Annotated in this window: 7 protein-coding genes and 1 riboswitch; of the genes, 5 read left to right on the top strand and 2 right to left on the bottom strand. The window is 72.4% G+C overall.

What is annotated here, in order from left to right; all coding sequences use genetic code 11:
* Positions 1 to 93: 93 nt before the first annotated feature.
* Together ACFRQN_RS36950 and ACFRQN_RS36945 are read right to left on the bottom strand one after the other, a co-directional pair.
* Positions 94 to 1,494 carry a LamG-like jellyroll fold domain-containing protein gene (locus ACFRQN_RS36950; RefSeq protein ID WP_380744921.1) on the bottom strand — a complete coding sequence of 467 codons (1,401 nt, stop codon included), beginning with the start codon at positions 1,492 to 1,494 and terminating at the stop codon, positions 94 to 96.
* Between the two features lie 94 nt (positions 1,495 to 1,588).
* Positions 1,589 to 2,809: a ricin-type beta-trefoil lectin domain protein gene (locus ACFRQN_RS36945; RefSeq protein ID WP_049652356.1), complete on the bottom strand. Its 1,221-nt coding sequence runs from the start codon at positions 2,807 to 2,809 to the stop codon at positions 1,589 to 1,591.
* 435 nt (positions 2,810 to 3,244) lie between these two features.
* Between ACFRQN_RS36945 and ACFRQN_RS36940 the strand changes: the two genes are divergently transcribed.
* The 5 genes from ACFRQN_RS36940 (at position 3,245) to ACFRQN_RS36920 (ending at position 11,305) form a co-directional block, all read left to right on the top strand.
* Positions 3,245 to 4,663 carry a glycosyltransferase family 2 protein gene (locus ACFRQN_RS36940; RefSeq protein ID WP_107086463.1) on the top strand — a complete coding sequence of 473 codons (1,419 nt, stop codon included), beginning with the start codon at positions 3,245 to 3,247 and terminating at the stop codon, positions 4,661 to 4,663.
* 5 nt (positions 4,664 to 4,668) lie between these two features.
* Positions 4,669 to 5,787, top strand: coding sequence for a glycoside hydrolase family 26 protein (locus ACFRQN_RS36935; protein WP_380744919.1), 1,119 nt, complete (start codon positions 4,669 to 4,671; stop codon positions 5,785 to 5,787).
* A complete protein-coding gene (locus tag ACFRQN_RS36930; RefSeq protein ID WP_380744917.1) occupies positions 5,787 to 7,478 on the top strand; it encodes a glycosyltransferase family 39 protein in 1,692 nt (563 codons plus the stop codon). Before ACFRQN_RS36935 ends, ACFRQN_RS36930 begins: the two co-directional genes overlap by 1 nt.
* 72 nt (positions 7,479 to 7,550) lie before the next feature.
* Positions 7,551 to 7,685: riboswitch (cobalamin riboswitch) on the top strand.
* 192 nt (positions 7,686 to 7,877) lie between these two features.
* The gene (locus ACFRQN_RS36925; protein ID WP_049652373.1) at positions 7,878 to 10,289 is read left to right on the top strand and encodes a ribonucleoside-diphosphate reductase subunit alpha; all 2,412 of its coding nucleotides are present in this window, start codon (positions 7,878 to 7,880) and stop codon (positions 10,287 to 10,289) included.
* Between the two features lie 20 nt (positions 10,290 to 10,309).
* Positions 10,310 to 11,305: a ribonucleotide-diphosphate reductase subunit beta gene (locus ACFRQN_RS36920; protein ID WP_074001568.1), complete on the top strand. Its 996-nt coding sequence runs from the start codon at positions 10,310 to 10,312 to the stop codon at positions 11,303 to 11,305.
* Positions 11,306 to 11,350: the final 45 nt, after the last annotated feature.

Genomic DNA, 11,350 nt, shown 5'->3' with positions numbered 1-11,350 from the left:
CCGCAGTGGCTCCCTCCTCCGCCTTGCGATGCACGCACCCCAACGCCGCCCCGCCCGCCCTCCGGGCGGACGACGGGAGTTCGAAGACAGGCCCTAGCCGCCGAGCCAGGCGCCGGTCGGCGCGATGGACGGCGGCGAGCTCGGGCCGGCCACGATCTTGACGATGTCGGCCTCGGGCAGCACCTGGTCCCACACCTGGATGTCGGCGACGGCGCCGTGCCAGGGGTCGGCCCACTGCGAGTTGGAGCTCAGCCGGCCGACCTGGAGGGAGTTGCTGCCGCTCGGCTGCACCCCGGCCGACTTGGCCGAGGACTGCGGAGCGCCGTTGACGTACAGGGTGAGCTGGCCCGACGGGTCGTCGTACACGCCGGTCAGCAGCACCCACTGATTGACCGTCGCGTCGCCCTTGGACCAGGCGATCGCCGAACCGCCGCCCGGCACCTGGACCTTGAAGTACCACTGGTCGTGCCCGTTGTTGCCGGCCCGGCCCAGTGCGAACGAGTAGTACTGGCCGTCGCCCTGGCTGACCGCGCTGCGGTTGCCGTTGGGCACGTCGACCAGCACCCGCGCGGAGACGGTGAAGCTCTTGTTGACCTCGACGACCGACGTGGAGGTCGAGGCGAACGAGTCCTGGCCGCTGGGCAGTTTGAGGACCTGTCCGGAGAATCCGGCCATCGTCCCCTGCTTGGCGTCCGCCCCCAGGTTGAGCGCGGCCGCGCCCTTCTTGGCGGGCAGCGAGCCGACGGTCGGCGGGCTGTCGATGCCCTTGAGCGGCGGCGCGCTCGTCGTGTTCGAGGGGCCGGTGACCGTCGGGGTCGGCGAGCCGGCGCCGTGGGGCACCGGCGTCTTCTCCTTGCCGTGCTGGTAGTACCAGTACCCGCCGCCACCGGCGGCGGCCACCACGACCACCGCGGTCACCACGCCGATCAGCTTGAGCCTGCGGCCGCGCTTGGCGGACTGCTCGTTCTGCTCGGCCAGCGCCTCCCAGTTCGGCGTGCCGGCCGGGGAGACCGCCGGGCCGGGCGGGGGGACGGGCGGCTGGAAGCCGCCCTGCTGCTGCCAGTGCGCCACGGGCTGACCCAGCTGCGGCTGGCCCGGCTGCGGGCCCGGCGGGAAGGGCTGCCCGACGGCCGGCCCGGGCTGCGGCATCGGTGCCTGCGGCTGCGGCTGAACCGCCTGCGGCTGGACGGGTTGTGGTGCCACCGGGCCGGGCTGCGGCGCCACCGGGCCGGGCTGCACCGGCCCCGGCGCCACCGGGGCGGGTCCGCCGCCCTGGTGCGGCACCGGCGGCACCGGCTGCGCGACCGGATGCGGCGTCATCTGCTGGGGCTGCGCGGGTGCGGGCGGCGGCCCGTAGCCGGACGCGGGGCCGAAGGCTCCGCTCGGGAACTGCGGTGGCACACCGGTGGCCGGAGCGGGCCCCCCGGCCGGTGCCTGCTGCGGTGGCGTGGCGGGCTGGCCCGGCTCGCCACTCGGTACCGGTCGATCGCTCATGGCCCGAATGCTAGGGCATCCACCCCGACACGCCCATGGGGGGTGCGCGGACGAAACGTCAGCACGGCCGGGGTTTCCCGGGTGCGACGTCGGCTCACGCGACCCCGTTGTAGGGCAGCTTCCAGCGCTGCGAGACGGTGTCCGCGCACGGGCGCAGGAGCACCGCCGTGCCGTCCGCGAGCGCCCCGCCCGCGGTGCCCAGGCACAGCCCGGTGTCCGGGTGCTTCAGCCGCTGCCCGGGGGCGGTGACCCAGCGCTGGGCCGAGCCGCCGGTGCACTCGGCCAGGGTCACCGAGGAGCGGTCGGCGCCCGGCGCCAGGCAGGCCGCTCCGCCGCGCAGCGAGCCGTCGTTGCCCACCGTCCACCCGGTCGAGACGGCCTGGTCGCCGCAGGATCCGACGGTCACCGGGCTGCCGGCGGTCCCGCCGCCGCCGTGCCGCAGGCAGATCCCCGGGGCGCCCGCCGGGACCTCGCCGGCCGGCAGGCCGACCCGGTTGTGGAAGGCGAAGGAGTTGCTGCGCAGGCCGGTCCCGCCGCTCCAGACCTCGAACCCCGCCTGCACCCGGCAGAGGTAGGAGCTCTTCGGGACGTAGCCGCGCGCCATCGCGTCGGCGGTGAACAGCCGCAGGTCGAGGCCGCGGGTGGTGTGGGTGGGTGCCGTGCGGACGTAGCTGATCACGCTGTGCGGGCCGGTGATCGGCGCCTGGTAGACGTGGTAGCTCGCGTCCCCGAACGGCAGGGCGTCCGCCACCTTGTCGCCGGCGGGCCGCACGTTGTCGGTGGCGTCCAGCCAGATCATCACCTCGGCGCTCTCCCCCGGCAGGCAGTTGTCCGGGCTGGAGCCGTACCAGAGGTCGAAGGAGAGGTTGAAGGAGCCGCTCACCCGGCCGTTGGCGTCCCAGTCGGCGGTGGCGTCGCCGAGCGCGCTGACCGGCACCGGCAGTCCGCTCGCGCCCGGGGCGGTCGAGACGTTGGGGTAGGCGCCCGGGGCGAGCGGGTTCTTCGGGACGAAGTCGTTGATCCGGGACACCGTGAACCCGCTGTCCCCGACCGGGTCCACGCAGACCGTGCCCGCGGTGTTCCACGGGTTCGGTTCGAGGATCTTGGCGCCGCCGTCCATCGCCAGCTTGGGGAACGGCTCCTGCGCGGTCGAGCAGATGCCCGGCCCGGACAGCGCCGTCGCCGGGCCGGCCGGCGGCTCCACCGCCCCGACGTCGCCGCTGCACCCGGCCAGCAGCGCGGCGACCGCACCGAAGGCGGCGACCGCCCGCAGGCCCCGCGCCACGCGCCCGGCCGCGCCGTCCTCGATGCCCATCGCTCTCCCCCGAACCGTCCTCGCCCGTCGAACGGACAACCGTACACAGGCGCTCCGGCCGCACCCCCGTTCACATCACGATCGGAGCTCGATATCGGTTCCGGGCGGCCGGTCGAACAGGGGGAAGCGGACGCAGAGCGATCGGTCCCGTACGATCCTGGCGTCCCCTGGTGCCCGAGCGACAACGGCCACCACCCGGGGACGGTTCAGACTCAGTACGGCTTCGGGGGAGTAGAGCACGTGACTGTCACCGAGAGCGCGCGACTCGCGGGAAGCGGTCAGCCGCCGGTCTCACGACGCCGCAGCCGGCGCGGCCCGACCGCCCGCAACCGGTGGGGCCTGCTCCCCCAACCCCCGGACAACACCGAGAAGTACCTCTACGCCCGCACCAACCTGTGGGTGCTGACCTGCTTCTCCCTCATCAGCTTCGCCTGCATGGTGGCCAGCGAGATCGGGCTGCTGAGCGCGACGCCGTGGTTCCTCTTCTTCATACCGCCGCTCGCCTTCACCATCGTCTACTACCTGATATCCCGCTGGGTGCACGGCTTCAACGAGACCTTCGACCTCTCCGCCCACCGGGCCCTGGTCAAGTCCTGGCAGCCCGAGCACCATCCGACCGTCGACATCTTCCTCCCGGTCGCCGGCGAGCCGATCGAGGTCCTGCACAACACCTGGACGCACGTCGCCCGGCTCCGCGACCAGTACCCGGGCGACGTCACCCCGTACGTCCTCGACGACAGCAACAGCCCGCAACTCGCGCAGATGGCCGTCGACTTCGGGTTCGTGTACGGCACCCGCGACAAGCTCGGCTGGTTCAAGAAGGCCGGCAACCTCCAGTTCGGCTTCCGCAACTCCGACAGCGACTACATCCTCATCCTGGACGCCGACTTCGCGCCCCGGCCGGACCTGCTGAACGAGATGCTCCCCTACATGGAGGCCGACCCCCGCCTCGGCATCGTCCAGTCCCCGCAGTTCTTCCGCATCCTGGACTCGCAGAACTGGATCGAGCGCGGCGCCGGCGCCGTCCAGGAGCTGTTCTACCGGACCGTCCAGGTCTCCCGGCAGCGCAGCGACGGCGCCATCTGCGTGGGCAGTTGCGCGGTGTACCGGCGCGCGGCGCTGGAGGAGAACGGCGGCACCACGCTGATCGGCCACTCCGAGGACGTGCACACCGGGTTCGACCTGCGCCGCCTCGGCTGGGACCTCCAGTACATACCCGTCGCGCTGGCCACCGGCGTCTGCCCGGACAACGTCGGCGGCTTCTTCAACCAGCAGTACCGCTGGTGCACCGGCTCGATGAGCCTGCTCGGCAGCAAGAAGTTCTGGCAGACCAAGCTGCGGCCGATCACCCGGGCCTGCTACCTGTCCGGCTTCTTCTACTACATCCACACGGCGCTGTTCACCGTCGTCTCACCGCTCATCCCGATCGTCCTGCTGCTCGCCCGCCCCGACCTGATCCGCTGGGAGAACACCGCGCTGGTGCTGCCCGGCCTGCTCTACGCGACGGTCATCTTCCCGCTCTGGCACCGCAACCCCTACCGGCTGGAGGCCTGGGCCGCCCGCATGATGTACGGCTGGGCGCACGTCTTCGCCATCTGGGACATCGTGCGCCGCAACCGGATGGCCTGGCAGCCGACCGGCTCCAGCGGCGCCAAGCGGAACAGGACCCGGCGGTTCTGGATCGGCGTCATCGCCTGGGGCGGCGGAACCGCCCTGCTCTGGGTGCTGCTGAGCATCTGGCGGATGCTCACCATGGGCCCGCTGAACTTCGCCCTCGTCCTCGCCTCCGGCCTCTTCTACGCCACCATCGTGGGCCGGGTCCTCGTCCAGCCCCGCCCGACGGAAGCAGTGTGATCGCCATGACCGCCCACCCGAGACGGGCCGGCCGGCTCCGTCACCGGCTGGCGCTCCCGCTGCTGGCCGCCGCCGGCCTGCTGCTCACCACCGCGTGCGGCCCCGAGGACCCCGGCTTCGCGATGCAGAAGGACCTCGCCCAGGCCGCCCCGGCCGCCACCCCGGCCCCCGGCGCCCCCGGGACTCCCGGCACTCCGGGCGCGGCCCCCGCCGCGGGGGGCACCGCGCCGGCCGCGCCCGCCACGCCCAAGGCCCTGCCGGCCGGCGTCCCGTACGACGTCACGCCGCTGCTCAGGCCGAGCCACAAGTACCTCGGCGCCGCCCTGCCCGACGTCCCCGCCACGATGGACGCGCTGCCCGGCTACCGCGACGCGATCGGCAAGCAGCCCAACGTCCTGGAGTTCTACGCCCATTGGAAGGGCGGCTTCGACACCGCGGGCGCCCGCCGGATCCACGACGCCGGGGCGCTGCCCTTCATGGCCTGGGAGCCGCACGACCGCTCGCTCGCCTCGATCGCGGCCGGCGACACCGACGACTACGTGCGCGGCGTCGCCAAGGCCGTGGCCAAGTTCAACCTGCCGATCGCCGTCAGCATCGCCCACGAGATGAACGGCGACTGGTACCCGTGGGGCCGTCAGGCCGCCACCCCCGAGGACTTCGTGGCCGCCTGGCGCCACGTCCACGACCTCTTCGACCAGGCCGGCGCCACCAACGTGATCTGGGTCTGGAGCCCCAACATCACCGACCCCGCGCCCAACACCCGCCTGGAGCCGTACTACCCCGGCGACACCTACGTCGACTGGGCCGGCATGACCGGCTACTTCACCAAGACCGGGCCCAAGACCTTCGACGCGCTCTACGGCCCGACCATGGCCGAGATCCGCGGCTTCTCCCAGAAGCCCTTCTTCATCAGCGAGACCGCCTCCGAGCAGGGCAAGCGCCAGCACGCGGACATCGACCAGCTGTTCTCCGGGCTGGAGGCGCACGACGACATCGTCGGCTTCGTCTGGTTCAACATCGTCAAGCGGGCGGACTGGCGGGTCGAGGCCGTGCCGGACACCCTCGCCGCGTTCAAGCAGCGCGTGTCCGACCCCCGTTACGGCTTCGACATCCGGAACCCCTGATGAGCACTGAGTCCGAGTTCTCCCCCGTCCCGCACGGCCGCTCCGCCCACGACCCGGCCGCCGAGCCGGACCCGGACGGGCCCGGCGCCGTGGCGGTGGACAGCCCCGACGGGCCCCGCCCCGCCGTAGCGGTCGACAACCCCGACGGCGTCGAGCTGGCCCCGTACACCATCCCGCGGGTCCCCGCGATCGGCTGGGACCCGGGCACCAGCCCCCGGCGCCGGTGGATCGCCCGCGGCCTGCTGGGCGCCGTCCTCACCGTCCAGGCCGCCCTCTCGCTGCGCCTGCTGGCCGCCGCGCACCCCGACGAGGCCGCCGCCATGGTCGCCGGCCGCCAGCAGCTGGCCCACCTGCTGCACGGCACCCCGGTCACCACCGACCTGGTCGACCGGGTGCACGGCTCGCCCTGGCTCTACCCGCCGCTGGCCGGCGCCGCCGCCGACGCCAACGGCATCTGGGGCACCCGGCTGCTCAGCCTCGGCTTCGCGCTGCTCACCACGGTCCTGCTGTACTCGCTGACCCGGCGGCTGTTCAACGAGCGGGTCGCCATCTGCGCCATCGCCGGGTACGCCGTCCTCCAGTCCACCGTCGTGGTCGGCTTCTACGCCGCGCCCGAGTCCCTCGCCGTCCTGCTGGTCGCCCTCGCGGCCTGGACCACGGTGTTCACCGCAGGCCGCCATCCGGCCCTGGCCCTGCTCGCCGCCCCGCCCACGGCGCTGGCCTGCGCCACGGCCTACTCCGCGGCCTTCGCCGTCCCCGCCCTGGTGGCCCTCGCCTTCGCCTGCGCCCGGCCGTACCACCGGGTGGGCCCGGCCGCCCTGCGCTCACTGCTGACGGCCCTCGGCACCCTCGTCCTGCTGCTCCCGTACGGCACCCTCGGCAAGGTCGCCGGGTGGTCGCCCTCGCGCGGCAACGCCCCCGGCTCGGCCGGCTCGGTCCTGCTCGGCACGCTCCAGTGGGCCGGCCTGTTCACCGTCCTCGCGGTGGCCGGCACCATCGCCTACGCGCGCCGCGAACAGATGCCCGAGCACGACGCGCCGGAGAAGGAGCCCCTCCCCACCACCCGGGGCCGGCGCGCCCTGCTCGGGGCCGTCCTGACCGCCACCGCCCTGCTGGTCCCCGCCGCCCACCTGTGGACCGGCACCTCCGGCGCGCTGTTCCGCCACCTCGGCTACGGCATGCTGCTGGCCGCCCCGCTCGCCGGGGTCGGCCTGACCCGGCTGGTCGGCGCCCACTTCCGCCACCCCCAGCTCGGCATCCTGGTCTGGGTCGCCCTGCTCGCCCTCGGCCTGGAGCAGTCCGCGCTGCGCTACCAGAACGGGCCCGACTCCGGCCGCCTGCTGGCCGTCCTGCGGGTCCACACGGAGCCCCAGGGCCGCTACCTCACCGAGGTCGACGGACTCGCCGAGTACTACCTCGGCGGCGTCTCCAAGCCCGAGCAGTGGGTCTCCGCGCGCGCCGGCACGGACTACCGCGACGGGGCCGGGGTCGAGCACCACGGCGACGACGGCAGCGTCGCCGCGATCCGGGACGGCTGGTTCACCATGGTCGTCCTCGACAGCACCGCGCCGAGGGCCACCGACCGGGCCCTGAGCGAGGCCCTGGGCGCCGCCGGACACTACCGGCTGGTCGCCCAATTCACCTCGCCGACCGGCGATTCGAGCACGTACAAGGTCTATCTGAAGCACTGACCGGCTGCCCGGCCCACGCACATCCGCGACACGACAGGCACAACATATGGTGCCGCCGCAGTCCGGCGGCACAACATGTATGCTCGCTTCTGCTGTCGATGCAGGGGAACCCGGTGCGAATCCGGGACTGCCCCGCAGCGGTGAGCGGGCGGCTCCAGCAGCCGCACCCCGCGAGTCCGAGTACCTGCCGACGGCGTGCGCCACGGCCCTCCCGCAGAGGCCGCGCCGGCACCAGCAGTACCCCTCCGGGCCTCGCGGGCGGGCCGGGGAGTCACCTCGCGCGACGCTTTTTTGCGTTCGCGCCGTGCTCCCCTGCCCAGATCGGCCCGGTGGCCCCCCGAGCACCGCCGCCGATCGCCGCCAGGAGAGAGCGCCTTGACCACCGCTGCCTCAGCCACCCTGCCCGCCCAGGGCTCCGGTACCGCCTTCACCGACCCGACGGTCTCCGACCCCGGGGGCGCGCTGCTGCGGCTGCTCACCGACCGCAGCACCGACCTCACCGAGGTCGACCCCGGCCATGTCGCCGCCGCCGCGCTGCGCGGCCGCCACGCCGGCTCGGACTTCGCCGAGCTGCGCGGGCTGGCCGTGGACGCCGCCGCGTCGATGATCGCCGAGGACCCCCAGTACTCGAAGCTGGCCGCCCGCCTGCTCGCGCTGGAGATCGTCGACGAGGCGAACAGCCAGGGCTCGGTGTCCTTCTCCGCCTCGATCGCCGTCGGGCACACCGAGGGCCTGATCGGCGACACCACCGCGGACTTCGTCGCCAAGCACGCCGCCGCCCTGGACGCGCTGATCGACACCGCCGGCGACGACCGCTTCGAGTACTTCGGCCTGCGCACCGTGCAGTCCCGCTACCTGCTGCGCCACCCGATCACCCGCAAGGTGATCGAGACCCCGCAGCACTTCCTGCTCCGCGTCGCCTGCGGCCTGGCGGTCGGCGACTCCGAGCAGTCGGTGCGCGAGGTGGCCGAGCTGTACGGCCTGATGAGCCGCCTGGAGTACCTGACCTCCTCGCCGACGCTCTTCAACTCCGGCACCCGGCACCCGCAGATGTCGAGCTGCTACCTGCTCGACTCGCCGCTGGACAACCTGGACTCGATCTACAACCGCTACGCGCAGATCGCCCGCCTGTCCAAGCACGCCGGCGGCATCGGCCTGTCCTACTCGCGCATCCGCTCGCGCGGCAGCCTGATCCGCGGCACCAACGGCAAGTCCAACGGCATCGTGCCGTTCCTGCGCACCCTCGACTCCTCGGTCGCCGCCGTCAACCAGGGCGGCCGCCGCAAGGGCGCGGCCTGCGTCTACCTGGAGACCTGGCACGCCGACATCGAGGAGTTCCTGGAGCTCCGCGACAACACCGGCGAAGAGGCCCGCCGCACCCACAACCTCAACCTGGCGCACTGGATCCCGGACGAGTTCATGCGCCGGGTCAACGCCAACCAGGACTGGTCGCTGTTCTCCCCGGCCGACGTGCCGGAGCTGGTCGACCTGTGGGGCGCCGACTTCGACGAGGCCTACCGCAAGGCCGAGCTGGCCGGCAAGGCCGTCCGCACCATCCCGGCGCAGACCCTGTACGCCCGCATGATGCGCACCCTGGCGCAGACCGGCAACGGCTGGATGACCTTCAAGGACGCCTCCAACCGCGCCGCCAACCAGACCGCCCTGCCGGGCCGCACCGTGCACTCCTCCAACCTGTGCACGGAGATCCTGGAGGTCACGGACGACTCCGAGACCGCCGTCTGCAACCTCGGCTCGGTCAACCTCGGCGCCCACGTGGCCCCCGGTGCCACCGTCGACGACCTGCTCGGCGCCATGGACTGGGAGCGCCTCGACGCCACCGTCCGCACGGCCGTGACGTTCCTCGACCGCGTGGTGGACATCAACTTCTACCCGACCACCGAGGCCGGCACCTCCAACTCCCGCTGGCGGCCGGTCGGCCTCGGCGTGATGGGCCTCCAGGACGTCTTCTTCAAGCTGCGGATCGACTTCGACTCCGCCGAGGCCGCCCGGCTCTCCACGCTGATCGCCGAGCGCATCATGCTCACCGCGTACGAGCGCTCCGCCGACCTGGCCGAGCAGCTCGGCCGCCACGAGGCGTACGGCGAGACCCGCGCCGCCCGCGGCGAGCTGCACATCGACCACTTCCCGACGGCCGCCCCGCAGTGGGCCGACCGCTGGACGGCGCTGCGCGCCCGGATCGCCGAGACCGGCCTGCGCAACTCGCTGCTGCTGGCCATCGCGCCGACCGCGACCATCGCGTCCATCGCCGGCGTGTACGAGTGCATCGAGCCGCAGGTGTCCAACCTGTTCAAGCGCGAGACGCTGTCCGGCGAGTTCCTCCAGGTCAACCCGTACCTGGTGCGCGAGCTCAAGGAGCTCGGCGTCTGGGACCAGCAGACCCGCGACGCCCTGCGCGACGCCAACGGCTCCGTCCAGGACCTGAACTGGCTGCCCGCCGGGGTCCGTTCGCTGTACCGGACGGCCTGGGAGCTGCCGCAGCGCGCGCTGATCGACCTGGCCGCGGCCCGTATGCCGTACCTGGACCAGAGCCAGTCCCTGAACCTGTTCATGGCGGCGCCGACCATCGGCAAGCTCAGCTCGATGTACGCCTACGCGTGGAAGGTCGGTCTGAAGACCACCTACTACCTGCGTTCGCGCCCGGCCACCCGCATCGCCCAGGCCGCGTCCGGCACCGCCCGTGCCGCCGCGCCGGCACCGGTGCCCGTGAACACCCCCTCCCTCACCCCGGAGCAGGAAGCCGCCATCGCCTGCTCCCTGGAGAACCCCGAGTCCTGCGAGGCCTGCCAGTGACCACCCCCGAAGACCGCAAGATGCTGCTCGACCCCGGCTTCGAGCTGACCCTGCGCCCGATGCGCTACCCGTCGTTCTACGACCGGTACCGGGACGCGATCAAGAACACCTGGACCGTCGAGGAGGTGGACCTGCACTCCGACGTCGCCGACCTGGCGAAGCTCAGCGAGGGCGAGCGCCACCTCATCGGCCGGCTGGTCGCGTTCTTCGCGACGGGCGACTCGATCGTCTCCAACAACGTGGTGCTGAGCCTCTACAAGCACATCAACTCGCCCGAGGCGCGCCTGTACCTCTCGCGGCAGCTGTTCGAAGAGGCCGTGCACGTCCAGTTCTACCTGACGCTGCTGGACACCTACCTGCCCGACCCGGAGGACCGCAACGCGGCCTTCGCCGCGGTGGAGAACATCCCCTCCATCCGCCAGAAGGCGCAGTTCTGCTTCAAGTACATGAACGCGGTCGACCACATCGACTCGCTGCAGACCAAGGAGGACCGCCGCGCGTTCCTCCTGAACCTGATCTGCTTCGCGGCTTGCGTGGAGGGCCTGTTCTTCTACGGCGCCTTCGCCTACGTGTACTGGTTCCGTTCGCGCGGCCTGCTGCACGGCCTGGCCACGGGCACCAACTGGGTGTTCCGCGACGAGTCCATGCACATGGACTTCGCGATGTCGGTGGTCGACACCGTCCGCGAGGAGGAGCCCGACCTCTTCGACGACGAGATGGCCAAGCAGGTCACGGAGATGCTGGAGGAGGCCGTCGAGGCCGAGCTCCAGTTCGCCCAGGACCTGTGCGGTGACGGCCTGCCCGGCATGAACACCGCCTCGATGCGCGAGTACCTGCAGGCCGTGGCGGACCAGCGCCTGGCCCGCCTGGGCCTGCCGATCCGCTACGGGTCGACGAACCCGTTCGGCTTCATGGAGCTCCAGAACGTCCAGGAGCTGACCAACTTCTTCGAGCGCCGCGTCTCGGCGTACCAGGTCGCCGTCGAGGGCTCCGTCGCCTTCGACGACGACTTCTAGGAAGAACAGAACGAATGACAGAGGTGCCCCGCACGGCCGTGGCCG

This window comes from Kitasatospora sp. NPDC056800 (genome assembly GCF_042789775.1).
GTDB lineage: Bacteria > Actinomycetota > Actinomycetes > Streptomycetales > Streptomycetaceae > Kitasatospora.
Note: the sequence above shows the minus strand (reverse complement) of the source record. Positions and strands in the feature narration are given on the sequence as shown.

Bases quoted from the DNA above. Each gene is read 5' to 3' on its own strand.
- ACFRQN_RS36935 (WP_380744919.1), top strand. From the start codon at position 4,669: ATGACCGCCCACCCGAGACGGGCCGGCCGGCTCCGTCACCGGCTGGCG.
- ACFRQN_RS36920 (WP_074001568.1), top strand. From the start codon at position 10,310: ATGCTGCTCGACCCCGGCTTCGAGCTGACCCTGCGCCCGATGCGCTAC.
- ACFRQN_RS36950 (WP_380744921.1), bottom strand. From the start codon at position 1,494: ATGAGCGATCGACCGGTACCGAGTGGCGAGCCGGGCCAGCCCGCCACG.
- ACFRQN_RS36945 (WP_049652356.1), bottom strand. From the start codon at position 2,809: ATGGGCATCGAGGACGGCGCGGCCGGGCGCGTGGCGCGGGGCCTGCGG.
- ACFRQN_RS36930 (WP_380744917.1), top strand. From the start codon at position 5,787: ATGAGCACTGAGTCCGAGTTCTCCCCCGTCCCGCACGGCCGCTCCGCC.
- ACFRQN_RS36940 (WP_107086463.1), top strand. From the start codon at position 3,245: ATGGTGGCCAGCGAGATCGGGCTGCTGAGCGCGACGCCGTGGTTCCTC.